The organism is Thalassospira sp. GO-4 (assembly GCF_023588965.1).
Classification (GTDB): Bacteria; Pseudomonadota; Alphaproteobacteria; order Rhodospirillales; family Thalassospiraceae; genus Thalassospira; species Thalassospira povalilytica.
Genome location: NZ_CP097807.1, coordinates 1629161 through 1653002, shown reverse-complemented (window position 1 = coordinate 1653002; position 23842 = coordinate 1629161). Strand labels below are relative to the sequence as shown.

The 23842-nt window shown below is 56.0% G+C and carries 19 protein-coding genes; 10 read left to right on the top strand and 9 right to left on the bottom strand.

Features of this window, described 5'->3' with window-relative positions:
• Nucleotides 1-52 precede the first annotated feature (52 nt).
• Nucleotides 53-2467 carry a TonB-dependent siderophore receptor gene (locus M9H61_RS07760; RefSeq protein ID WP_250284306.1) on the top strand — a complete coding sequence of 805 codons (2415 nt, stop codon included), beginning with the start codon at nt 53-55 and terminating at the stop codon, nt 2465-2467.
• Nucleotides 2468-2610: 143 nt separating this feature from the next.
• A complete protein-coding gene (locus tag M9H61_RS07755) occupies nt 2611-3198 on the top strand; it encodes a HupE/UreJ family protein (protein WP_250284304.1) in 588 nt (195 codons plus the stop codon).
• 105 nt (nt 3199-3303) lie between these two features.
• Here M9H61_RS07755 and M9H61_RS07750 read toward each other — a convergent pair whose 3' ends face one another.
• The 6 genes from M9H61_RS07750 to M9H61_RS07725 form a co-directional block, all read right to left on the bottom strand.
• Nucleotides 3304-4227 (bottom strand): ABC transporter permease, encoded by a 924-nt coding sequence (locus M9H61_RS07750; protein WP_068517918.1) that lies wholly within the window; start codon nt 4225-4227, stop codon nt 3304-3306.
• A 7-nt stretch (nt 4228-4234) separates the two neighbouring features.
• Nucleotides 4235-5014: an ABC transporter ATP-binding protein gene (locus M9H61_RS07745; protein ID WP_101247410.1), complete on the bottom strand. Its 780-nt coding sequence runs from the start codon at nt 5012-5014 to the stop codon at nt 4235-4237.
• A 99-nt stretch (nt 5015-5113) separates the two neighbouring features.
• Nucleotides 5114-6100, bottom strand: coding sequence for an ABC transporter substrate-binding protein (locus M9H61_RS07740; RefSeq protein ID WP_068517920.1), 987 nt, complete (start codon nt 6098-6100; stop codon nt 5114-5116).
• A 230-nt stretch (nt 6101-6330) separates the two neighbouring features.
• The gene (locus M9H61_RS07735; RefSeq protein ID WP_250284301.1) at nt 6331-6732 is read right to left on the bottom strand and encodes a VOC family protein; all 402 of its coding nucleotides are present in this window, start codon (nt 6730-6732) and stop codon (nt 6331-6333) included.
• Nucleotides 6733-6735: 3 nt separating this feature from the next.
• Nucleotides 6736-7899: a hypothetical protein gene (locus tag M9H61_RS07730; protein ID WP_250284299.1), complete on the bottom strand. Its 1164-nt coding sequence runs from the start codon at nt 7897-7899 to the stop codon at nt 6736-6738.
• Between the two features lie 358 nt (nt 7900-8257).
• Nucleotides 8258-8926 (bottom strand): TetR/AcrR family transcriptional regulator, encoded by a 669-nt coding sequence (locus M9H61_RS07725; RefSeq protein ID WP_068517925.1) that lies wholly within the window; start codon nt 8924-8926, stop codon nt 8258-8260.
• A gap of 136 nt (nt 8927-9062) precedes the next feature.
• Between M9H61_RS07725 and M9H61_RS07720 the strand changes: the two genes are divergently transcribed.
• Both M9H61_RS07720 and M9H61_RS07715 read left to right on the top strand, forming a co-directional pair.
• Nucleotides 9063-10229, top strand: coding sequence for an efflux RND transporter periplasmic adaptor subunit (locus M9H61_RS07720; protein WP_068517926.1), 1167 nt, complete (start codon nt 9063-9065; stop codon nt 10227-10229).
• A gap of 11 nt (nt 10230-10240) precedes the next feature.
• Nucleotides 10241-13387, top strand: a complete 3147-nt coding sequence (locus M9H61_RS07715) for an efflux RND transporter permease subunit (RefSeq protein WP_250284298.1) — start codon at nt 10241-10243, stop codon at nt 13385-13387.
• 228 nt (nt 13388-13615) lie between these two features.
• On the opposite strand, the gene M9H61_RS07710 is transcribed toward M9H61_RS07715, so the two are convergent.
• Nucleotides 13616-15220 (bottom strand): FGGY-family carbohydrate kinase, encoded by a 1605-nt coding sequence (locus M9H61_RS07710; protein WP_250284295.1) that lies wholly within the window; start codon nt 15218-15220, stop codon nt 13616-13618.
• Nucleotides 15221-15413: 193 nt separating this feature from the next.
• Between M9H61_RS07710 and M9H61_RS07705 the strand changes: the two genes are divergently transcribed.
• A complete protein-coding gene (locus M9H61_RS07705; protein ID WP_250284293.1) occupies nt 15414-16235 on the top strand; it encodes an HAD family phosphatase in 822 nt (273 codons plus the stop codon).
• A 390-nt stretch (nt 16236-16625) separates the two neighbouring features.
• On the opposite strand, the gene M9H61_RS07700 is transcribed toward M9H61_RS07705, so the two are convergent.
• Nucleotides 16626-17357 carry a FadR/GntR family transcriptional regulator gene (locus M9H61_RS07700; protein ID WP_068517929.1) on the bottom strand — a complete coding sequence of 244 codons (732 nt, stop codon included), beginning with the start codon at nt 17355-17357 and terminating at the stop codon, nt 16626-16628.
• A gap of 219 nt (nt 17358-17576) precedes the next feature.
• On the opposite strand from M9H61_RS07700, the gene M9H61_RS07695 reads away from it, so the two are divergent.
• The 3 genes from M9H61_RS07695 (at nt 17577) to M9H61_RS07685 (ending at nt 20505) form a co-directional block, all read left to right on the top strand.
• Nucleotides 17577-18563 carry an aldose 1-epimerase gene (locus M9H61_RS07695; RefSeq protein ID WP_068517930.1) on the top strand — a complete coding sequence of 329 codons (987 nt, stop codon included), beginning with the start codon at nt 17577-17579 and terminating at the stop codon, nt 18561-18563.
• Nucleotides 18564-18697: 134 nt separating this feature from the next.
• The gene (locus M9H61_RS07690) at nt 18698-19414 is read left to right on the top strand and encodes a FadR/GntR family transcriptional regulator (RefSeq protein WP_068517931.1); all 717 of its coding nucleotides are present in this window, start codon (nt 18698-18700) and stop codon (nt 19412-19414) included.
• Between the two features lie 191 nt (nt 19415-19605).
• Nucleotides 19606-20505, top strand: coding sequence for an SMP-30/gluconolactonase/LRE family protein (locus M9H61_RS07685; RefSeq protein WP_250284290.1), 900 nt, complete (start codon nt 19606-19608; stop codon nt 20503-20505).
• Nucleotides 20506-20595: 90 nt separating this feature from the next.
• On the opposite strand, the gene M9H61_RS07680 is transcribed toward M9H61_RS07685, so the two are convergent.
• Entirely contained in the window at nt 20596-21360 is a 765-nt protein-coding gene (locus tag M9H61_RS07680; RefSeq protein ID WP_250284288.1) for a 2-keto-4-pentenoate hydratase, read from the bottom strand.
• 281 nt (nt 21361-21641) lie between these two features.
• On the opposite strand from M9H61_RS07680, the gene kdgD reads away from it, so the two are divergent.
• Nucleotides 21642-22568, top strand: a complete 927-nt coding sequence (gene kdgD / locus M9H61_RS07675) for a 5-dehydro-4-deoxyglucarate dehydratase (protein ID WP_068517934.1) — start codon at nt 21642-21644, stop codon at nt 22566-22568.
• A 244-nt stretch (nt 22569-22812) separates the two neighbouring features.
• Nucleotides 22813-23805: a TRAP transporter substrate-binding protein gene (locus tag M9H61_RS07670; RefSeq protein WP_068517935.1), complete on the top strand. Its 993-nt coding sequence runs from the start codon at nt 22813-22815 to the stop codon at nt 23803-23805.
• Nucleotides 23806-23842 lie beyond the last annotated feature (37 nt).

Sequence of the window (23842 nt, the reverse complement as noted above, 5' to 3'; positions counted from 1 at the left end):
TTGCATTCTCAGTCTGGTTGGGGCATATGACGTAAAACGGAGATTAAGACGAATGAAGAGTGGGGGTGCAGACACGCTGCGTAATCGTGGACGTGTTGCAGTTATAGCCAGTGCCTTGATGATGACGACCGCCTTGGCGCCTGTCATGTTTGCAACCGATGCGACCGCCCAGGTCGCGGCAAACGGCATTGATGGTCAATATGCCTTTGACATTCCGGCCCAGTCGCTGACCAGTGCGCTTGCGCAATTCGGTGTTCAGACCGGGCTTCAGGTGACTGTGGATGGCGCGCTTGCCCGCAATGTGCAGGCCAGTGCCGTTTCCGGTACCATGCGTGCAGATACGGCACTCGAAGCATTGCTGCGCGGAACCGGACTGAGCTACGACATCACCGATGACGAAACCGTGGTGATCGAAGCGGTCAATACCGGCGGGGCCGCACAGGGCGAAGTTCTTGACCCGATCCGGGTTGAGGCGAATGGCGCAGAAGCATCGGGTCCGGATGTTGCCGTTACCGAAAGCTTTGTCGCATCGCGCAGCCGCACGGCATCGAAAACCGACACGCCCATTCTTGATGATTCATCGGCCGTGTCTGTGATCACCCAGAAAGAAATGGAAACCCGCAACGTTCAGGACATCCAGCAGGCCGTTTCCTATACCGCCGGTGTCCAGGCCGCGGAATACGGGTCGGATTATCGCTATGACTATGTGCGCATTCGCGGCTTTGGCCAGACGTCGCTTAGCAGCTATCGCGATGGTCTTCCCATTCGTATCTACAACTTCACCAACAGCCGTCCCGAACCGTATGGTTTGCAGCAGATCGATGTGCTTAAGGGATCGACATCAAGCCTGTTTGGCCTGAATGGTCCGGGCGGTCTGGTCAATATGACGACCAAACGTCCCGAAGACGAAGCCGGCGGCGAAGTCTTTACCACCTTTGGTGAAAATCACCTGCGCGGTGGCGGGGATGTTACCGGCCCTGTGGTCGAAGGCAGCAACTGGACATACCGTTTGACCGGCCTTTGGCAGGATGCCGAACGCAGCCAGGATTATTCGCAGGATGACCGTCTGTATATCGCGCCTGCCTTTACCTACAAGCCCAAGGCAGGCACCGAAGTTACCCTTCTGACAAGTTACAGCGAACGCGACAGCGGCCTTGGCTATGGCTATCCGATCGGGATCGAAACCAGCCGCGATGCATTCTTTGGGGAACCTGATTTCAACAATTTCGACACCGAAGAAACCAATATCGGTTATGCGCTTTCCCACCAGATTACCGACAAGCTCGAATTTCGTCAGAACGCGCGTTACACCCATGTCGATCTGACCTATGAAACCATCTATCTCAATGACAGCACGCCGCTTGGCAATCGTAACGCCTTTGCGATTTATGGTGAACTTGACCGCTTCGGGATCGACAACCAGCTGCAATATGACACGGCGATCAACGATACCTTTGACAGCAAAACGCTGATGGGGATCGATTTCAACCGTGACCGGAACCGCGAATTCCGCCGCGACGGTACGGCATCGGCAATTGATCCGTACAACCCGTCCTATTGCGGGCTTTCATGCATCACATTCACAAGCAGTTCCGACACCGAAATCACCCAGTCGACCTATGGTGCCTATCTGCAGGAACAGCTGACCATTGCCGATGACTGGATTGCGACGGTTGGCGGGCGCTTTGATTATGTTCAAAGTGACACCGACACCATCAGCAGCGGCACCACGGCCGAACGCGATGATCACAAATTCACATCGCGCCTTGGTCTGACCTATAAGGCGACCAACGAAGTTTCGATTTACGGCAATTATTCGGAATCCTTCCAGCCGGTCTATTCCGGTCTGGCGTCGCGCCCCGACGGGGTCAAGCCGCAGGAAGGTACGCAATATGAAATCGGCGTGAAATATCAGCCCGAAACCTTTGATGCGCTGTTTACCGCGGCCCTGTTTGACCTGACCCAGGAAAACGTGTCGCAGTGGAATTCAAGCACCAGCAGCTATAAGCAGATCGGCGAAATCAATTCGCGCGGGCTTGAGCTGGAAGGCAAGATGTCACTTGATGAACAGACCAACCTGACGCTTGCCTATACCTATCTGGATGCGGAAATCAAAGACGACATTACAGCAGCCAATATCGGCAACAGCCCGGCAAACGTTCCCGAACATCAGGCATCCGCATGGCTTGATTACACCATTCCGGGGCAGGGCTGGTTTGGGGATCTGACCCTTGGCGGTGGTATGCGCTATACCGGCGAACGTGCACGTAATGACGGCAATACCGAAACGCTTGGCGGATACACCCTGTTTGATGCTGCGGTCATTTATGCGGTGACCGATGATGTCAGCCTGTCGGTCAATGCCACCAACCTGACCGACCGTGAATATGTGTCTTCCAATACCTTTGGCAGCCGCTATTACGGTGATGGCCGCACGGTTCTGGCGACCCTTAAATACAGCTGGTAACAGCTGATCCAACCTATCTTCTGGCAAAAGGGCGGGGCATTTTCCCCGCCCTTTTCGTTTGGGATATTGGCATTGAGTAACCGGTATGATAATTTTCAAAAACTTCATAATTTCGAATTTCAGATCATACAGGAGATTTCAGAATGCGGCATTCATCGCTTGTTGCCTTTGCCATCGCGGTTTTGGCAGCAACGCCGGCACTGGCCCATACCGGGGCGGGCACGGTTTCGGGTTTTGCATCGGGTTTCGGACATCCGATCGGTGGTCTTGACCATTTGCTGGCGATGGTTGCGGTCGGCATTCTGGCCTCCCAGCAAGGGGGAAAGTCGGTCTGGCTTTTGCCTTTGTCCTTTGTCGGCATGATGATTGTCGGCGGTATTCTGGGCGTTGCCAATGTTGCCCTGCCGTTTGTTGAGCTTGGTATTGTCGGCTCGGTCATTGTGCTGGGCGCGGTTATTGCCCTTGGCAAACATCTGCCGACCGGTGCTGCGATGGCGCTGGTTGGTCTGTTTGCGGTTTTCCATGGTCATGCCCATGGCACAGAAATGCCGGCAACCGCCAGCGGCATCGAATACGGGATCGGCTTTGCTGTTGCGACGGCGGCACTTCATGCCATCGGACTTGGTCTTGGCATGTCGGTTAAAAAGCTGGCCGAAAAGGCCGCCCCATTTGCCGTGCGTGCCGGTGGCGGTGCCATCGCAGCAGCGGGTGTTTTCCTGCTTGCAGCGTGAATGCTGCCCGCGATGAACTGATATGAAAAACGGCCGCCACTCCGGATGGGAGGGCGGCCGTTTTGTTTTCAGACCGGTTGCATAGTGACGCAGACCGGGCGAAGGCTATTCGCGCAATTTCTCGCGTGCGGGTGCGCCGCCGCGTCCGCGTTTCAGGCTGGGCAGGGCCAGCATGGCCAGAACAAACAACCCGGTCGCCAGTTTCAGATCGGGCGGTGGCATGCCTGCCGCCAGACACAGCGACACCAGCTGATAATAAATGATCGCCCCGACAAAGGGTGCCAGGAGCTGGCGAAACACGCTTTGTTTGCCAACAACGGCTTCGCCGATCATCAAGGCGGCAAGACCATTGATCAGAATGCCAAGCCCCATATTCACATCGGCAAAGCCCTGTGACTGGACCATCAATGCGCCGCTGGTTGCCGAAAAGGCACTGGCAAGGCCGACACCGACAATGGTGGAAACCCAGACCGAAATGCCCTGTGCCTCGGCCATGGCGGGGTTGGAGCCAACCGCGCGAAGGGCCGTGCCCTTTTCGGTTTTGAAAAACCAGTTCAGGGCCAGGAACACAGCCGCACCAATGATCCCGGCAATGATGATCTTGCTGACCGGGAAGCCCGGGGTAACGAACGGTGCCCAGTTATAGACACTGTCCGAGCCAAAGATCGACAGGTTCGATTTACCCATGATGCGCAGATTGATGCTGTAAAGCATCGTCATCATCAGGATCCCGGCAAGCAGGGTGTGAATGCGGAACCGCAGGTGAATAAGGGCCGTACAGCAGCCAGCCAGAAAACCGCACAACAGGGCCACAATGATCGCCAGTGCCGGGTTCATGCCCGCGGCAATCAGAACACCGCAAACACATCCGCCCAGCGGATAGGCGCCCTCGCTGGTCAGATCGGGGAAATGCAGGGTGCGGAACGGGATCATGATGCCCAGAACCACAAAGGCCAGAATAAGGCTTTGAGCAAGGGTCACCGGTACAAGCGCGACATAGCTGGTAAAGGTCGAAGACAGAAATTCCATAGTATTCTTAAGCCCCCAACATCATCGCATCGGTCTTGACCGCGAAATGATCGACCAGTTTTGCCACGGTGATATTTGCTTTTTCTTCGCCACCGATCTGAAGTTTGACGCGGCCGGCATCAAGCATGATGACGCGATGCCCGTAATCGACAGCGTGCTGCATATTGTGGGTCACCATCAGTGTCGTCAGTTTCAGGCTGTCGACCGCACGAACTGTTGCCTGCATCACCAGATCGGCGGTGCGCGGATCAAGGGCGGCGGTATGTTCATCCAGCAACAGCAGATCGGGCGATCCGCCAACCGCCATGATCAGCGACAATGACTGGCGCTGTCCGCCAGACAGAAGTTCCACCTTGGTGTTCAGGCGGTTTTCAAGACCAAGCCCCAGGGTGGATAACCGTTCCTTGTAATCGGCAAGCCGTTTGGCATTAAGCCCGCGCGCAAGGGTGCGTTTTTTGCTGCGCAATTCGGCCAGAAGCATGTTTTCGGCAACCGTCATGCTGGCCGCAGTTCCCAGCATCGGGTCCTGAAACACGCGCGCAATCCGGGTGGCGCGTTTATGAACCGGGGTGTTGGTGACGTCGTCCCCGTTAATCAGGATTTGACCGCTATCAAGGGGAAGCGCGCCAGACACGGCGTTCAGCATCGTGCTTTTGCCTGCCCCGTTTGATCCGATGACTACGCCGAATTCGCCGGTTTGCAAGGTCAGGTCAAGATTATCAAGTGCCACCTTTTCGTCGGGTTGTCCGGCGTAAAAGGTTTTGCGTGCAGATCGGATTTCAAGCATCCGTCTTCTCCTTGGGCCATGTGTGACATGGCGAAATGGCATTGGCGCCGAAGGGAATGACCACTTGCGGCGCCAATGTGTGTTCAGGTCTGGACGAAATTATTCGACGATGCAGCCGCAATCGTTGAATTCAGCCGGAATTTCGATCCCGAAGGCCGCAGCAGCCGATTTTGAAATCATCGGTGCATGGGTTTCATAGGACGGGGCGGACGGCGGGATGTCTGCCGGTGATTTGCCCTTAAGGATTTCGGCTGCGATCTTGCCGGCATTCAGTCCGACCTGGCTGTAATCAACCGAGAAGCTGGCCGGAACGGTGCCATTAGCAACAGCCGAGCTGTCAGAGTTGACAATCGGAACGCCGATCTGGCGGGCCGCGGCCGACACGGCGGCAATGGCAGGCTGAATCAGGTTCGATGCCGGAGTATAGATGACGTCTGCCTTGCCTGCGACCGATGTGATGCGCTGCTGGATGTCATTGACGTTGTCAATGCCGACCGCAACCACCGAGAAACCGGCAGCCGGTGCCAATGCTTCGACCTTTTCAAGAAGGGCCACGTCATTGGCTTCGCCCGGGTTGTAGGGCAGGGCAAGGCGCTTGGCATCCGGAAGAAGCTTGCGGGTGAATTCCAGAACCGCTGCGATATCCTGAAGATCGGATGCGCCGGTCATGCCCTCGTCACCGGCTTCCCATGACGGGACCAGCTTGGCGGCAACCGGATCGGTCACAGCCGAAAAGACGATCGGAATGCCAGACCCTGCCAGCGCCTGTTTGGCGATCTGCGAAACCGGGGTGGTGATCGTATAGATCAGTTTCGGATTCTCGGATTGCAGCTTGGTGATCATCTGGGGCACCAGGGATGCGTCAAAGTTGGTGTGGCTTTCGGAATAGGAAACGTCTTTGCCCTCAACAAAGCCGTTTTCAGCCATGGCTTCCTTGAAGCCTGCAATCGCCGCATTAAGCTGCGGATGTTCGCCGAAATTGGCGATCCCGACCTTGATTTCCTCGGCCGATACGCTTGAGACGGACGCAAAAAGGCTGCCTGCCAGGACCAGTCCGGAAAGAAGGCCCGATTTGTTCATTTTCATTACCTGAAACTCCCTGATTCTTTTGGGCCGGCATTCGCTGCGCCGACCTTGAATGCGGATCATGCGAAGTTCCGAGATGAACGTCAATAATATGTATTTTTTCGAACCGACGCGGCCGAGAAAATCTGCATGAATGTGCAGCAATCACAGAATGGGGTGTTCAAGCCACAGAGTAGGGCCATGTTGGAAATGCAGGCTTGTTTCGATCCATGGTTTGGCCGAAAAGCCGATCAGCCTGTGCAAAAGGCCCTGCTTGATATGGAAACCGAATTTTTCGCCGGGTCTTTGAGATTGGCAAACTGATAGTTATCGGCCTCATGGACCGGGTCGACAGTCAGTCCGGCTGCAAGCAGATGGGCGCGAAACGCGAAAACATCACGCACGTCAAAGACCAGCTTGATAAGAGCCTGACCTTCTTTCTGCCCCTTGCTTGCCGGATGCAGCATCAGGACCAACCCGCCATCCGTCCGGCGCAATTCAGTGATGCGATCTTGTGGTCGCGCGACGACCTGATATCCGAAATAGGTGCTGTAAAATGACACCATTGCCTCGATATCCCGGCAATAGATCACAATGCGATTGCACGGCCCGGAAACAAGGTCCGAGGGGGCGGAGGCAGATGGTGCATTCATGGTCTAACTGCCATCAGCCGTGCGATAGACTGTCAGGCCGTTAACCACGATCCGGCCATCCGGAAGCAGCTGACCGTCATATTCGGTTGTGCCTTGCGGGCCGGGGCGGCCAACCGCAAGACCGTTCACCGCAAAGGGCAGCAAGGCGCCAAGAAGGGTCGGGCTGTCAGGGGTACCCAGAAGGTCGACCAGCTTGTCCTGGCCCAGCAATTTGAAATCAAAATCACCGGTAAAGCCATATCGTGCGGCGGCCTGGGCCATGAATTCGCCGGAGCCAAGGGCCTCAAGCCCGCGGGATTCAACGTAGAATTCCTCGACCTTGACCGGGGCACCGTTCTGGGCGGCCTTTTGCCAAAGCGCATCACCGATCTGGCGGCGGGCAAATCTGGGGGCGGTGCCGGTCAGGATATCGTGGAAGCCTTTTTCAATGATCGGTTTGGCTTCGCGCCAGGGCAGGCCGGTGCTGCTGCTTTTGACGCGCATGGTGCGCGGCTGGAACAGGCTGGGCAGCCATAAACCGTCATGGGCGTAATCAAGATGGGTTTCACCGTTTTCGCCGGGATAAAGGGTGAAGCTTGCCGATTTGACCGCCCCCATTTTTTCGCGGTTGGGACCGGTCCATTCGGCACCTTGCCAGGCAATGCGGGCCAGTTCCGGCAGCCACTGGATCATCAGGCCATTCATCATCCAGTGTTTGCGCGTCACCGGTTCGTCACCGATCAGGAAATCGGCAAAGCCGTCAAAGGTCACCGGGATGTTGCGCGCAACGTCCCAGCGCAGATAGCCCCCCGCATTACGCATGGTCAGATCACGCTGGTCACTGGTGGCTTCGGCTTCCATCCGGGCGCGTTCGGGCAATTTGACATCAAGATCAATCTGATCGGTTTGATCGGTGTCGCGCACGGTAACCGTGACCCCGTCCATGGTCAGCGCGCGGTCGGTCGAATAGCCGCGAAGATCAAGATAGACGCCATCATAGGTCAAAACCACGCCGTCGCCGTCAACCGTGCGGGCGTCGCTTTCGGTTGCCGTGATGCCCGATTGCATCAGGATTGCTTCAACGGCGGTGCGGGCCTTGTCGACCGTGATGGCCTGCGCACGCGGGGCAAGCGCAAGCATCAAGGTGGCGCACAAGCCAAAACCGACAAAAACACGACGTCCGGGCATCAGAAAACCCCTGCTTCTGGAATGGTGACAAACGCGATCCTGTTGCATTCAGTTTACATCGGTTTTGCGCATCTTTGGTGAACTGTTTGGAACGGTTGCAATCAATCATGGGGTATGCCCCGATTGCGGCACCGCAACGCCGGTTCGCCAAACACGCATCCGATGGCGCGCAACATCACACCTGTCACGCCCTGCCAAAGCAACCGGATCCGGTCTTGTCAGGCATCCTGAAGGTCAATTTTGGTGAAGTTAGGGCGCCGTTCGGGGCGTTTACCATCCGGTCACCCGGATTGCTGACAGGATGCTGTCAGGAGGGGCAGGTTACAAGTAGCTGACTTTCATCGCAAAGCCGTCGTGATCAACTGTCACATCCGACCGTTTGGCGATGTTCGTCGGTGGTGATGCCACACAGGAAAATCTGCACAGCACGCGACACGCGGTCTTCAATCTCGCGGTCGGTCATCGGGGGTCTTGGATGATGTTTCATAATGCGTGATTGCCAGTCGCCGATCACCATGGCTTCGAACATTTCAGCCGCATGGTCGGGATCATTGATGCTGATGCGGCCAAGCTTTTGCTGGCGCGAAAGGTAATCGGCAAGATGTTTGCGTGTGCTGTCCGGGCCGACTTCAAAGAATTTTTCGATCAGGGGTAGAAAGTGCTGGCCTTCGGAATACAGAATTTGAGTGAAGCGGGCGACTTCCTCGGTTACTATCTTGTGCGCCAGTTTGGTGCCGAAGTCCGTCAGTGCGTGACGAGGAGGGAGATCGGTTTCCAGCGAGATGTGTAATTCCGCGGAGAATTCCTGACAGCGTTCTTTCATGACAGCTTCAAGAAGGCCGTCCTTTCCGCCGAATGCTTCGTAAAGGGTTGTACGGGAGCCACCCGATTGCGAAATGACATCATTAAGTGTGACGCCAGCGAACCCCCGCTCCAGCAAAAGTTTCCAGGCCGCATCCATCATGGCGCGCCGTCTTGCAGACCCGCGAGTGGATTGTTTTTCAAGCTTTTCTGGCGTTTCACTCATGATTCTTGATTCTGTTGTTTTTGGCTCTTGATCGTGCAGTGCACAATGTGTACTGTACCGTACAGTATTTCGAAAAGCAATGACAAAGCGTTCCCGTTTTCATTGCTCGGGACTTAGAAGGAAAAGCAATTTGTCCATGCGATCTTGTTTGAAATTTGCCGGTGTGGCAGCACTTGCCTTGATGGTCGCTGCCTGCAGCGAGCAAAATGAAGGCGCTGAAAAACAGGCCGCTGCACCGCAGCAACAACCTGCAACCCAGGTTGGCACCGTTACTCTTGAAGCCCAGACCGTCGGTCTTGTCGAAGAAATGCCCGGGCGTACGATTGCTTTCCGTCAGGCGGATATCCGTCCGCAGGTCGACGGGATCATCAAGGAACGCAACTTCACCGAAGGCACCTTTGTTGAAGCCGGTCAGCAGCTTTATATGATTGATCAGGATGTCTATCTGGCCAAGGTCGATGCCGCACAGGCCGAACTTGCCCGTCAGATCGCCACCTTTGATCAGGCCACCAAAACCCGCAAGCGTTACGATCCGCTGATCAAGTCGCAGGCCGTCAGCCAGCAGACCTATGATGATGCGGTCGCCGCCGAAGCACAGGGCAAGGCCGCAGTCGCAGCAGCCCGTGCCGAACTGGAACAGGCCCGCATTGATCTGGCATACACCACTGTTACCGCACCGATTTCCGGTCAGATCGGATCATCCGATTTCACCGAAGGCGCGCTGGTAACTGCCAACCAGACTGCGAAACTGACCACGATCACCCAGCTTGATCCGATCTATGTTGATGTCACCCAGGCCGGGGGACGTCTGATGAAGATCAAGCAGGCCATCCAGAATGGCCGCATCAAGGGTGTTGAAAACGGTCAGGTCGAAGTTTCCCTGATCATTGACTCGACCGGTGCCGAATATCCGCACAAGGGCACGCTGCAATTCTCGGATGTGACGGTCAATGAAACCACCGGCACCATCCGGTTGCGTGTGGTCTTCCCGAACCCGGACGGAACGCTTTTGCCGGGCATGTTCGTGCGCGGTCAGGTCCGCCAGGGCCATCTTGAAAACGCATTCCTTGTGCCGCAAAAGGCCGTGATGCGTCGTCCGGATGGATCGGCTTATGTCTATGTCGTGGTCGATGGCAAAGTGGCGTCAAAAGACATCACCATCGAACAATCCCAGGGACAGAACTGGCTGGTTTCGGCTGGCGTTGAAGATGGCGATCAGCTGATCGTGGATGGTCTTCAGCGTATCGGGCCGGGCGCACCCGTTGCAGCCCAGCCTGTCGAAACCGCCAAAGCCGCCGAATAAGGGTTTATTCAATGGCAAAATTCTTTATTGACCGCCCCGTATTCGCCTGGGTTGTTGCCCTGGTGATTATGCTGGCGGGGGGACTTTCCCTGTGGCAGTTGCCGGTGGAACAGTACCCGTCAATTGCACCGCCATCGGTCGAGATTTCGGCTTCCTATCCGGGCGCGTCCGCGCAGACGGTGGAAAACACCGTGACCCAGGTCATCGAACAACAGATGAACGGGCTGGATTACCTGCGCTATATGTCATCGAATTCGTCGTCAAACGGTCAGGCATCGATCAAGCTGACCTTTGAACCCGAAGCCGATCCCGACATCGCACAGGTTCAGGTACAGAACAAACTGCAAGCTGCGATGTCGTCGCTTCCGACCGAAGTGCAGCAGCAGGGCGTGACTGTCAGCAAGTCATCGGGATCGTTCCTGATGGTTGTCGGCTTTGTGTCGGCTGATGGTTCGATGAATGCCGAAGATCTGTCCGACTTTGTCGTCTCCACGGTTGAAGATCCGCTTGGGCGTGTGAATGGTGTCGGTTCGGTCACCGTGTTCGGTGCGCAGCATGCAATGCGCATCTGGCTCGATCCGAACAAGATGCTGTCCTATAACCTGACGGTTTCCGATATCAGTTCGGCTGTCGAAGCCCAGAACACCGAAGTCACCGCCGGTCAGATCGGTGGTGCCCCGTCGGTTCCGGGCCAGCAGATCAATGCGACCATCACCGCCCAAAGCAAATTGCAGACGGTTGATGAATTCGCCAACATCCTGCTCAAGGTCGAAACCGATGGTTCGCAGGTCCGTCTTGGCGACGTGGCCCGTATCGAAATCGGTGGCGAAAGCTATGACGTGGTGGCCCGCTATAATGCACAGGCCGCAACGGGTATCGGTATCTATCTTGCGACCGGGGCCAACGCACTTGACACCGCCGAGGCCGTAAAGGCCCGTCTGGCGGAGCTTAAGCCGTTCTTCCCGCAAGGGCTTGAGATCGTCTATCCGTACGACACCACCCCGTTCGTGCAGGTCTCGATCGAAGAAGTGGTTCACACCCTGTTTGAGGCAATCGTTCTTGTCTTCCTGGTGATGTTGCTGTTCCTGCAAAACTGGCGGGCGACCCTGATCCCGACGATCGCGGTGCCGGTGGTTCTGCTCGGGACATTCGGTATCCTTGCCGCATTCGGCTATTCGATCAACACGCTGACCATGTTTGCCATGGTTCTTGCCATCGGTCTTCTGGTCGATGACGCGATTGTCGTGGTCGAAAACGTCGAACGTGTGATGCATGAAGACGGGCTTCCGCCGCGCGAAGCAACACGGAAATCCATGGGGCAGATTACCGGGGCGCTGATCGGTATTGCGCTGGTTCTTTCGGCCGTGTTTGTGCCGATGGCCTTCTTTGCCGGATCGACCGGGGCGATTTATCGCCAGTTCTCGATCACGATTGTGTCGGCGATGGCGCTTTCGGTGGTTGTGGCAATCGTGCTGACCCCGGCACTGTGTGCCACCATGCTCAAGCCGACCCATACCGACCCGCTTGCGAAAAAAGGTCCGTTCGGCTGGTTCAACCGCGGCTTTGACAAGACCAACCGGTTCTATCAGGGCAGTGTTGATCACGTTGTTCATCGCAAATGGCGTTACCTGTTTGTGTACGGGATCCTTGTCGGCGGCCTTGCGGCCTTGTTCTTCCGCCTGCCGGGCTCGTTCCTGCCAGACGAAGACCAGGGCATCATGTTCTCGATGGTTCAGCTTCCGGCTGGTGCCTCGCAGGAACGCACGGTCGAGGTTCTCAAGAAGCTGGAAACCCACTTCCTTGAGAATGAAAAGGAAAACGTCCAGGGTCTGTTCACGGTCGCCGGCTTCTCCTTTGCCGGGAGCGGCCAGAACGCCGGTATCGCCTTTGTCAACATGAAGGACTGGTCGGAACGTACCCGCCCGGATCAGGCTGTTGGTGCTGTGATCGGTCGTGCCTATGGTGCCTTTGCCCAGATCCGCGAAGCCATGGTCTTTGCCTTTGCCCCGCCAGCAATTATCGAGCTGGGCACTGCAAACGGCTTTGACCTTCAGCTTGTGGATCGTGGCGGCAATGGTCACGACGCCCTGATTGCAGCCCGTAACCAGCTTCTGGGGATGGCGGCACAGGATCCGCGCGTGGCCGGTGTGCGTCCGAACGGTCTGAATGACATGCCGCAGTTCAACATCAATATCGATCAGGAAAAGGCAAGCGCGCTTGCTGTCGACCTGGCGGATGTGAACAGCACCCTGGCTGCGGCCTGGGGGTCAAGCTATGTCAATGACTTCATCGAAAACGGCCGTGTCAAAAAGGTCTATATGCAGTCGGATGCGAAATACCGCATGATGCCTGAAGACCTTGATCACTGGTATGTCCGTAACGGTCTTGGTGAAATGGTGCCGATTTCGGCATTTGCCACCACGAACTGGGATTACGGTTCGCCGCGTCTGGAACGCTTCAACGGTCTGGCATCCGTCAATATTCAGGGTGCATCGGGACCGGGCGTTGCGTCGGGTGATGCAATGGCGGCCATGGAAGAAATGGTTGCGAAACTTCCGGGTGGCATCGGCCTTGAATGGCAGGGGCTGTCCTATGAGGAACGCGAAGCAGGCGAACAGGGACCGGCATTGTATGCGCTGTCCATGATCGTGGTCTTCCTGTGTCTTGCAGCCCTTTATGAAAGCTGGGCGATCCCGATTTCGGTCATGATGGTGGTTCCGCTTGGTGTCCTTGGTGCGGTGCTTGCTGCATTGCTGCGTGATCTGCCCGATGACGTTTACTTCCAGGTGGCCATTCTGACCACGATCGGTCTTTCGGCCAAGAACGCCATCCTGATTGTCGAGTTCGCCCGTGAACTTTACGACCAGGGCATGGGCCTTCTTGAAGCTACGGTGGAAGCTGCCCGTCAGCGTCTGCGTCCGATCATCATGACGTCGATGGCCTTCACCCTTGGCGTTGTGCCGCTGGCGATTTCGACCGGTGCCGGTGCTGCTGCCCGTGTGGCGGTGGGGACTGGCGTGATGGGCGGGATGATTGCGGCGACCGTGCTTGCGATCTTCTTCGTGCCGCTGTTCTTTGTTCTGATTGTTGGCACCTTTGCCAAGAACCGTTCAAAGCGCGGTGACGTCAAGGCCGCCCACGAACATCCGGCTGAGTAACCTGAACAAACAAGGCCGGTCCAAACCGGACCGGCCTTGTAAGGCATCGTGCTCGTGGCGGTGCAGAAAATGAATATCTTCTGCATGATCCCCCGACCCCGCCGTCGCGCGTGCGTAAGAAAGGGCCGATGCTTTTGCATCGGCCCTTTTGTTTTGACCCTAACCAAAAGTTGCGTCAAGCGCCTTTTGGTTAGGGCGTCCCACGAACGGGGCAGGGGAAAAGAATTCTCAGCCGTGTTTGGCACCCGGATTGCTCATGGCATCAAGGGCCTGGCGATGGGCATGCATCTGATGGAAAATGGCATAGCGCCGGTCGTGATCGGCTTTGGCCATCTCGTCGGGGGCATGCAGGGTTTCCTTGCCCGCCATCTGGCGCGCGGCACGGGCAAGACCGCCATCGGCATCAAGTGCTCCGGCCGCAAGCATTGCCGAACCCAGCAGAACCGGCTCCTCGCAATCGGACATCACAACGTGACAGCCGGTGACATCGGCATAAAGTTTGACCAGCACTTTGGATGCGGTATGGCCGCCACTCAGATGAATGTGGGTGATGTCATATCCGGTATCATTCAGCGCATCGATGATATGGCGCGTGCCATAGGCAATCGCACAGGCAGTTGCCCAGTAAAGTTTCAGGAAGCTTTCCTCGCTCTGATCAAGTGTCAGACCGGAAATCACCCCAAGGGCCTCGGGATCGGCAAGCGGGGACCGGTTGCCATGAAAATCGGGAAGAACATGCAGGCGCGGTGCAAGGTCGGTGGTATCCGCCATCAGCGGTAAAAGCTTTTCCCCGGCAAGCTTGTGGGCATCACGGCCCATGCCGTTGGAAAACGGATGCATGGCGACAACATGGTCAAGCAACGCACCGGTTGCCGACTGCCCGCCTTCATTGAGCCAAAGCCCCGGCGCAATCGCCCCGAAATACGGACCCCAGATGCCCTTGATGAAACGCGGTTCCTTTGACAGGGCCATATGACAGGTCGATGTGCCCGCAATCATCGCGAAATGCTGGTCCAGATTACCATCAAGATATTCGCCAAGGGTGCCAAGCGCACCGGCATGGGCATCAATCAATCCGGCCCCGACCACGCAATTGGTGGTCAGACCAAGATCAGCCGCACCTTGTGCATCAAGGGTGCCGATGCGTTCGCCAACCGCCAGTGCAGGATCATGCATATTGATCTTGTCATTGAGGTCTTCCATGCCGATCACCGACAGGAAATCACGATCCCATGGTTCGTCCTGATGGGCCAGATACGTCCATTTGCAGGTGACAGTACAGCAGGACCGGGCATTGCTGCCGGTTGCGCGGAATGACAGGAAGTCGGCCAGATCATAAGCCGCCCCCATCTTGTCCCAGGCCGGTTTGTTATGGCGTTTCAGCCACATCAGTTTGGGCATTTCCATTTCCGGGGACATGGTGCCGCCGATAAATTCCAGAACCCGCGATCCGGTCGCGGTGCATTCTTCGGCCTCGCGCACGGCACGGTGATCCATCCAGACAATCACATCCCAGTTATCCGCCCCGCCCGGGGTCACACCCAGCGGGCGGTTGTCCTGATCGCGGATGACCAGCGAACAGGTGGCGTCAAAACCGATGGCGGCGATTTTTTCGGGGGCGACAGCGGATTTTTTCAACGCATCGCGGACCGACTGGCAAACCGACTGCCAGATATTTTCCGAGTCCTGTTCGACAAAATCGGGTTTGGGACGGTTCATCGCAATTGCATGGGCGGCACTGCCAAGCAGCTTGCCATTGGCATCAAACACGCCAGCGCGCGCACTGCCGGTGCCAACATCCACGCCGATGAAACAGGTGTCTTGGGGACTCATGGTCGGGTTTTCCTCCGCATTTCCCCGGCTTTGCAGATGGGACCGCGACTGCCGGATGTTGTTTTGAATGGTCTGATTGATCGCGATTTGATCAAAAGTTCAATAGTTGGTCAAATGTTCATTTTTGTTGACGCTGAAACATGTGATTGGCTAGGCTGCTTTCATCAGACAAATGAAACAAGCCAGGTTCAACATGGCCCAGGAAAACGAACAAGAAAACGAACAAGAAAACAAAGATGGAAACGAAGCCAGCAACAAAGATGGACGCTTTGCCGGAAACGAAGACCAACGCCGCCCGGAACAGGGGCCAGCGTCACCTTCATCAATAGCCAAGCTGTTTGACGGCTGCAAGGTTGTGCTGTTTGACTGTGACGGTGTCCTGGTCGATAGCGAACCGATCTCGCTTGCGACCCTTGTTGATGTTCTGGATCATTTCGGCGCCCCCTTATCGTTTCGCGAGGTTGCCGACCGGTTCACCGGCCGATCAAGTTCGGCCCCGATCGATCATATCCGCAGCCAGACCGGCACCGATATCAGTGCCGAATTCAAACCGTTCTTTTATCAGAAACTGTTTGCGCGCTATGACACGGAACTGGCCAAGATCAGTGGCATTGATCTGGTGCTTTCGGCCCTGCGCAGCCGTGATCTGGCCTTTTGCATTTCATCAAGCAGTTCGGTCGAACGGCTGGAAAAAACCATGGTGGTCACCGGCCTTGGCCCTTGGTTCGCAGAACGGATTTATAGTGCCGATTTTGTCAAAAACGGCAAACCGGCCCCGGATCTGTTTTTGCATGCCTGTGCCGATATGGGCTTTTCGCCGTCATCAACCATTGTCATCGAAGATTCCGTTGCCGGTGTTACCGCGGCGGTGGCAGCCGGAATGAAATGTATCGGATTTGTCGGGGGCGGCCATTATGCCGGTCAGGAAACCGACGCGACCAACCGGCTTTACGATGCCGGGGCCGATATCGTGATTTCGGACATGACGGTTCTGGCTGCGGCTCTGGCCGACTGATTGGATCGGGTCTGACCAATCGTACCGGACGGACCTGACCTGACTGAACCGAACAGGACCGCTCAGACTTCCGGCAGTCCCAATGATTGCCTGACGACCGGGCAGCGGGTTGGCTGATAGTGGTGGTGTTTGCCAAATGCCGTCATGCGTTGTTCGGTCACCGAACCGCCGATGCCCGAGACACATCAGTTGCACTCCGGTTCGACAGGGCCCGCGCAAGGTCTGATCGGAATTTGCAGACAGTTCGCAAAGGATCGCGCCGCTGACACCTTGCATCAGGTTGCCTGGGCTTCATTCATTCGCTGGCGCTATCGACGGATGCGTGTGGTCGTTGATCGGGCGACCTTATCCAGTGGTGCGAAATCGTTTGATGACGCGCAGTTGATCGGCTTATCGCTGGGTTAGCAGTTTCTGATAGCGGGTCTGGCTCAGGCTAAGGTGATCGCGCATGGCCTTGCGGGCGGTGTCATCATCGCGGGCGGCGATTGCATCATAGATGCGCCGATGTTCACCCAGGATCATCTGCATATAGGATTTCTGGTCTTCGGCCTCTGGCGGGCGGCGGCGAAGCTGCGCCCGCGGGATGGTCTTGTCGCCCAGATGTTCGAGAAATTCGGCATAGCGGCGGTTATTGGTGGCCGCGGCAATCGCGCTGTGGAATTCGAAATCGGCCGGGGCGGTGGGTTCCCCTTTTTCCAGGGCGCGTTCCATTTTTTCCATCGCTTCGAAAATCTTGGCCTGCTGGGCGACGGAACTGCGCATACAGGCAAGGCCGGCGGCCTCGATTTCGACGGCCATACGCAATTCAAGAATTTCCAGAACGTCCGATACCTGGGCGTAATCGACTTCGAAAATCGATTTGTCATTGCTTCGGGTTTCCGGGGCCAGAACAAACACACCGGCCCCCTGGCGCGGTTCAAGAAGCCCGTCGGCCTTAAGGGCGGCGATGGCTTCGCGAATGACGGTGCGGCTGACACCGAACCGCTCTGTCAAAACCGGTTCGGTTGGCAATTTGCTGCCCGGTTCGCGCTGTCCGCTTTCAATTTCGGAACGCAGGCTTGCAATCACCTTTTCGGTCAGGGAAACTTTGCGGGGCGTATTTGACGCACTGGTCTTGTTCATTTTGCGTGTCCGATAAATCCGGTATAAAACAACCGGATATAAAAAAGATGCTCAGTGTTAAAGTTTAATTGGCGCTTTGGGCGACACCATCTTCAAATCGTCGTATGAGGATGGTGTGCGGATCAGGTTTCATTATTTTGAGTAGTCATCGAATTCAAATTAATGAAACCTGATCCTAAAGTCATCATATGATTTTGGTTGGAATTGAGGCACCTGCTTATGTCCAAAAAGGGCGAACCGGAATACCGCTGGAACAGCGGCCCATTTCAGATTGGCATTGTTCCCCAGGGTGGGGCGATATCGCGGATCGACTGGATCCGTCCCGATGGCAAAGGCACCATCAATCTGTTGCGTCCGGTCACCGAACAGGCGCTGAAATCGGGAAACCCGTCAAGTCTTGGCTGTTTTCCGATGGTGCCGTTTGCCAACCGGCTGGCCTTTGCCGAGTTCGAATTTGATGGCCGCATCGTCAAGGTGCCGGCCAACCGCCCGCCCAGCCCGCATGCGATCCATGGTTTTGGCCGGGCTGCGGAATGGACAATTGAACGTCCGACCGTCGACAGCCTGCGCTTCAATCACAAGCATGACGACCCCGAAAGCGGATTTGTCTATGTCGCCTGGCAGGAATTCAAGGTAACGCCCGATGATGTCACCATTGAAATCGGTGTGCGCCATCTGGGTCGGACCCCGATGCCCTATGGGATCGGATTGCATCCGTGGTTCCCGGGTGGGGATGATGTTTCGGTCTCGTTTATTGCCACCGACTGCTTTGGCACGGACGAGGACATGTTGCCGACCACGCGCACGGTAATTGATCTTGGTCGGGACTTTTCCGATGGCAAGATGATCCGTCATAACCGCGGGCTTGATGTGCATTATACCGGCTGGCACCGCGAAGCCGATATGGTCTGGGAAGATGCGGGTTACAGTCTCAAGATGCTGGCAAGTGACCGGTTTTCGAACCTGCAATTCTATATCCCCGAAGACGGCAAGACATTCTGTGTCGAACCGGTAAGTCATGTACCAAACGTCCATAACCGTCCGGAATTCAAGGAATTCGGTGATTTGCTGGTGCTCGATAAAAATCAGACCCTGTCTGGCACCATGACGCTGATTCCGACCCTGCTGGCACAGCCTGACAGTGGTCTGGTCGATGATGACGAAATCATCACACCGCAAAGCCGCGACTATTCACTGGTTGATTGATCCAGTCACTTTCAAGCCGCGATCATCCCCCGATCCGTGATCGGTTCGGGGGCTTTACCCGTGCGGGAATAGTCGATAAAACTTACAAGTAAGTTTTACAAGATGACAAGTACTCACAGCGTCCGGGGGACGGGATGACCGAATTGCTGCTTAAGGTCCAGAAGCGCGAAAAACTTGCTGATCAGCTTTATGGTCAAATTCTTGAACAGATCGTTTCAGGAAATCTGGGCGAGGGGACGAAACTGCCCTCCGAGAACGAGATTTGCGCATCCTTTGGCGTATCGCGACCGGTCGTGCGCGAGGCCTTGCGCAAATTGCAGTCCGACGGGCTGGTCTATGCGCGCCAGGGCGTTGGCTCCTTTGTCAAAAAACGTCCGCCCCAGGGGCTGATCGAATTTGGCGGGGTCAATGATGTGGCCGGGCTTTTGCGGTGCTTTGAAGCCCGCATCGCGATCGAGGGGGCAACAGCACGCATGGCGGCCGAACGTGCGAGTGTGCGCCATCACCGTGAAATCGAAAATGCCCTGAAAACGCTTGAAGACGGGGTGGCTGCCGGTGACATTGCCGATAAGGCCGATCTTGATTTCCACATGGCAATCGCGCGCGCCAGCGGCAATGAAATCTTTCTGACCATTCTGAATTCGCTGCATGGGGTAATGCAGAAATCGATGAATGTGGCGTTGAATATCACCCGTTCCGGGTCGGCGGACCGCGCCAAACGCGTGCTTGCCGAACATCGTCAAATCTATGATGCGATTCTGGGCCGGGATGGCGACAGTGCCGAATTGATGATGCGTTATCACCTCCACCAGGCCCGCCAGCGTGTCACCGACCACGCCCGCGACATGTAAAATTTTCCTGCCCGATTGCGATCTGCCTGATGGCCGGTTTCCGGTGCATACCGGTCGTCTGCACTGCTGCATCAACGCATGACAGGTGATCGGGGTACCAACCCGGCTGGCAAATAATGTTGACAAGCACAGCCCCGGATGGGCACACCAGTATCCATTGAAATTGATCATATGAATTTTAAGGGGTGACAATGTCGGGCAATGATCAGGTGCTGTATCAGCCGGAAATCCTGCTGGATGAAACTTTTACCTTGGCGGAATGTCCCAATTGGGATGCCCGGAATAACCGGCTTTACTGGACCGATATCCTGAATTGCAAGCTGCATGCCCTTGATGTCGCATCGGGGCAGCGCCGTGTCTGGGAATTTGACAGCGAACTGGGCTGTTTCGGCCTGACCGATGCGGGGCGCATTATTGTCGCCCTGCGCAAGGATATCCTGTTCCTTGATCCCGAAACCGACGAACGTGTTGCTTTGTGCCGGATCGAAGATGGCATCAAAAGCCGTACCAATGACGGCAAGATCGGCCCGGACGGGGCGTTCTGGGTCGGTACGATGGATGACAATCCCGACAAGCAGCCGATCGCATCGCTGTATCGGATTACGCCCGATGGCGTGATTGATCAAAAGGCAACCGGCTTCAAGATTTCCAACGGCATCGCCTGGTCCCCGGACGGGGCGCAGATGTATCATTCTGATTCACGCGGGCCGTGGGTCAATCGATGGGATTTCGATGTTGTCAGTGGTGACATTTCCAACTGCACGCGGTTTCTTGATCTTGATGATACGCTGGGCCGCCCGGACGGGGCCGCGGTCGATATGGATGGCTGTTACTGGTCGGCCGGGGTGTCGGCGGGCAATCTGAACCGCTTTGCGCCCGATGGCACTTTGTTGCTGTCAATTCCGATGCCGATGCCCAATCCGACCATGCCATGTTTTGGCGGGCCGGATATGAAAACCCTTTATGTCACCAGCCATCAGGAAGGCTATAGTGCGGAAAAACGCGCCGAATTCCCCCATGCGGGCAAGCTGGTGTCGCTGCGCGTCGAGGTTCCCGGCGTTGCGGTTACGCGCTTTCGCGAAAAGTGCTGATGCCCGGTCTTTGACGCCATGAACCGATAAAACAAAAGCCATGCAGGTCACCCCGCATGGCTTTTTCTGTACCGGGTCGTGATCGTGTGATCAGATCTTTTTGATCTCGGCGGTCACCGTGCCCAGCCCGTCAAAGATCGCTTCGATCTTGCCATGCGGGCTGATGGTCGGAAGCGCACAGGCCCCGGTGGTAATCACATCGCCGGCCTTAAGGCTTTTGCCCCGCTTGGCCAGAAAGCCGACCAGATATTCCAGCCCGCCAAAGATTTCCGGCCAGGCATCGGGATCATCATTGCTGGCAAGGATTTCGCCGTCGCTTTTGGTGGTGACCTTGCCGCCGATAAAGCCAAGATCACGCCAGCCTTCGATTTCCTGTCCCAGCACGAAATAGCCGGTGGAATTCAGATCCGCCAGCGTCTGGATCGGGTCCTGCTTTTCATGATAGCGCCGGTCGGCAATTTCGATCGCAAGATGCATTGATCGGATGTGATCGAGGATGTCACTTGATGTGGCATCCGGGGCCGGGGTGCTGTCCATGACCACGGCAATTTCGGCCTCGATATTGGGGAAATGCAGATCATTGGTGGTCAGTTGCGCCCCGTCCGAAAGAATGCGGCCATCCAGAAGCGGCCCGACCAGCGGCCCGTCAGCACCGATTTTTTCCTGTGCCGCGCGGGTGGCAACCGCAAGCTTCCATCCCGCTTGTTTCGCCCCGCTCAGTGCAAGGGTGGCGTCCTGGATTTCATAGGCCTCGTCAAACGCGGTCGGCGCGACGTCAGCAGGCAGCGGATCAATCAGACGGTGATTGACAAAGGCATCGGCCAGAATGCGGCTGGCAGCAGAAATATCGGTCATTCCCGGTCTTCTTGGTTGTGAGTGTAACGATCTGATAACCCGACCCTAATCGGCTTTGAGGGCAAAGTCATCATATCAATTGGTACGATTCGCGCAGAATGACCGAAAATTGAAGTCGTCATACCAAAGTTCAGTGGTTCTAATATAACTCTAAAACCCTTGTGTTGCGCAGTTTTTATGGGCTTCGAGTTGCGCTATGTAATATGTTTGACAAAATAATATGATGAATTTATAGAGTCATCATAGTTGTTGTGACCTATTTAAGACTTGAAGGACGCTTGATGCATTATCTTGAGATGAAAAAGGCCATTGGTGCCGGGTTGCTGTCATTCCCGGTGACGCCTTTTGATGCCGAGGGCAAGCTTGACCTTGATGCGTATCGTGCGCATGTCGGCTGGCTGTCGCAATATCCCGCAACGGCATTGTTTGCAGCAGGCGGTACCGGGGAATTCTTTTCCCTGACCCCGGCCGAAGTCGTTCAGACTGTGCGTGCAGCCAAGGAAGTCGCCGGTGACACGCCGATCATTGCCGGGTGCGGTTACGGCACCGCCATGGCGGTTGAACTGGCCCGCGAATGCGAGGCCGCCGGTGCGGACGGTCTGCTTTTGTTGCCGCAATATCTGGTCGGGGCCGAACAGGAAGGTCTGTTTGCCCGGGTCAAGGCTGTCTGTGATGCGGTCGAGATCGGTGTGATTGTCTATAACCGTGACAATTCGATCATCACCGCCGAAACCCTGGCCAAGCTGTGCGATGTTTGTCCGAACCTGGTCGGGTTCAAGGACGGTCACGGCAATATCGAAATGGTGACAAAGGTCTGCACGCTGATCGGTGATCGCCTGTCCTATATTGGCGGCATGCCGACCGCAGAAGTCTTTGCCAAGGCCTATAAGGCGGCTGGCGTGACCACCTATTCGTCGGCCATTTTCAATTTCCTGCCGCAACAGGCACTTGATTTCTATGACGCGCTGACCCGTGACGATGATGAAACCATGAACCGGGTGCTCAAGGAATTCTTCTATCCGTATCTCGATATCCGCAATCGCGGCAAAGGATACGCCGTTTCCATCGTCAAGGCGGGAATGCGCGTGATTGGTCGCGATACCGGTCCGGTGCGCAGCCCGCTGACCGATTTGACCGACAAGGAACATGACATGTTGGCAGAGGTCATCCGCAATGCCTATGGCGATGGTGCGTTGCGTATGGCCTAGGCATGGCGGTGCCTTCACGGCCTGCCAGATATCCCGGCAGGTGGTTCTGCCGGGATCCTTATTCGCGACGCCAAAATAAAAATCGGGCGCGCACTGGACCGGAAGGTCTATTAGACTAGTTGTTAACTAATCTTACAGTTGTCCTTACAAGTTGGGAATTGTAAGATTATACGACAATAAGAAGTTCCCATCAGGGAAAACAAGGCTTTAACGCAAGTGACAAAATGTCTCGGGAGGACTCCAAATGAATAACTTTCTCAAAACCACGACACTGACGATTGCAGCGGCTGCTGTGTCGGTGGCGCTGGCATCGGGTGCACAGGCAAAAGAATGGCGCGGCTGGAACATCCATCCGCCGGAATATCCGGTTTCGACCGGCATGGAAGAATTTGCCAAAATCATCAATGAAAAATCCGGCGGCGAACTTGAAGCCAAGGTGTATCATGGTGGTGTTCTTGGCGATCAGCCTGATGCGATCCAGCAGGTCCGTCTTGGTGGTCTGGACTGGGCTGTGTTCAACCTCGGCCCGCTTGGTGAAGTTGCTCCCGAGGCGAACGTTGTTTCGCTGCCCTTCATCTTCAAAAACGTCGATGCCATGCACAAGGTCATGGACGGCCCGGCCGGTCAGCAGATCGCCGATGGCCTGATCAAGGCCGGCCTTCAGCCGCTTGGCTGGTATGATTCCGGTGCGCGTTCCTTCTATAACACCAAGCACCCGATCAATACCCCGGCCGATCTCAAGGGTCTGAAGTTCCGCGTCATGAGCAACGATCTCTATGTTCAGATGGTCGCAGCCCTTGGCGGCAACGCCACCCCGATGGCCTATGGCGAAGTTTACCAGTCGCTGAAAACCGGCGTGATTGACGGCGCGGAAAACAACTATCCGTCCTATGACAGCTCGGGCCATTTCGAAGCGGCGAAATACTATTCCGTGACCCAGCACCTGATCCTTCCGGAATGCCTGTGCATCAACAAGGCGCTTTATGACAGCCTGTCGGATGACGAAAAGAAAATCGTCCACGAAGCAGCTGATGCATCGGTTGAAGTACAGCGTGCCGCATGGGCCGCACGTGCTGAAAAATCCAAGGAAAAAGTCATTGCTGCGGGCATCGAAGTCAACGAGATCGCCGACAAGCAGGCTTTCCAGGACGCAATGCAGCCGGTCTATGACAACTTCCTGAAGTCCAACCCGGATCTGGCCGATCTGGTCAAAGCCATCCAGGATGCGCAGAAATAAAATATGAATGATTGAAAGGGCGGCGATGATATCGTCG

Coding starts and splice junctions, on each gene's coding strand:
- M9H61_RS07690 (WP_068517931.1), top strand. CDS start 18,698: ATGACCGAATTGCTGCTTAAGGTCCAGAAGCGCGAAAAACTTGCTGAT.
- M9H61_RS07720 (WP_068517926.1), top strand. CDS start 9,063: ATGCGATCTTGTTTGAAATTTGCCGGTGTGGCAGCACTTGCCTTGATG.
- M9H61_RS07700 (WP_068517929.1), bottom strand. CDS start 17,357: ATGAACAAGACCAGTGCGTCAAATACGCCCCGCAAAGTTTCCCTGACC.
- M9H61_RS07705 (WP_250284293.1), top strand. CDS start 15,414: ATGGCCCAGGAAAACGAACAAGAAAACGAACAAGAAAACAAAGATGGA.
- M9H61_RS07745 (WP_101247410.1), bottom strand. CDS start 5,014: ATGCTTGAAATCCGATCTGCACGCAAAACCTTTTACGCCGGACAACCC.
- M9H61_RS07730 (WP_250284299.1), bottom strand. CDS start 7,899: ATGCCCGGACGTCGTGTTTTTGTCGGTTTTGGCTTGTGCGCCACCTTG.
- M9H61_RS07725 (WP_068517925.1), bottom strand. CDS start 8,926: ATGAGTGAAACGCCAGAAAAGCTTGAAAAACAATCCACTCGCGGGTCT.
- M9H61_RS07760 (WP_250284306.1), top strand. CDS start 53: ATGAAGAGTGGGGGTGCAGACACGCTGCGTAATCGTGGACGTGTTGCA.
- M9H61_RS07750 (WP_068517918.1), bottom strand. CDS start 4,227: ATGGAATTTCTGTCTTCGACCTTTACCAGCTATGTCGCGCTTGTACCG.
- M9H61_RS07685 (WP_250284290.1), top strand. CDS start 19,606: ATGTCGGGCAATGATCAGGTGCTGTATCAGCCGGAAATCCTGCTGGAT.
- M9H61_RS07670 (WP_068517935.1), top strand. CDS start 22,813: ATGAATAACTTTCTCAAAACCACGACACTGACGATTGCAGCGGCTGCT.
- M9H61_RS07715 (WP_250284298.1), top strand. CDS start 10,241: ATGGCAAAATTCTTTATTGACCGCCCCGTATTCGCCTGGGTTGTTGCC.
- M9H61_RS07695 (WP_068517930.1), top strand. CDS start 17,577: ATGTCCAAAAAGGGCGAACCGGAATACCGCTGGAACAGCGGCCCATTT.
- M9H61_RS07755 (WP_250284304.1), top strand. CDS start 2,611: ATGCGGCATTCATCGCTTGTTGCCTTTGCCATCGCGGTTTTGGCAGCA.
- M9H61_RS07740 (WP_068517920.1), bottom strand. CDS start 6,100: ATGAAAATGAACAAATCGGGCCTTCTTTCCGGACTGGTCCTGGCAGGC.
- M9H61_RS07710 (WP_250284295.1), bottom strand. CDS start 15,220: ATGAGTCCCCAAGACACCTGTTTCATCGGCGTGGATGTTGGCACCGGC.
- kdgD (WP_068517934.1), top strand. CDS start 21,642: ATGCATTATCTTGAGATGAAAAAGGCCATTGGTGCCGGGTTGCTGTCA.
- M9H61_RS07735 (WP_250284301.1), bottom strand. CDS start 6,732: ATGAATGCACCATCTGCCTCCGCCCCCTCGGACCTTGTTTCCGGGCCG.
- M9H61_RS07680 (WP_250284288.1), bottom strand. CDS start 21,360: ATGACCGATATTTCTGCTGCCAGCCGCATTCTGGCCGATGCCTTTGTC.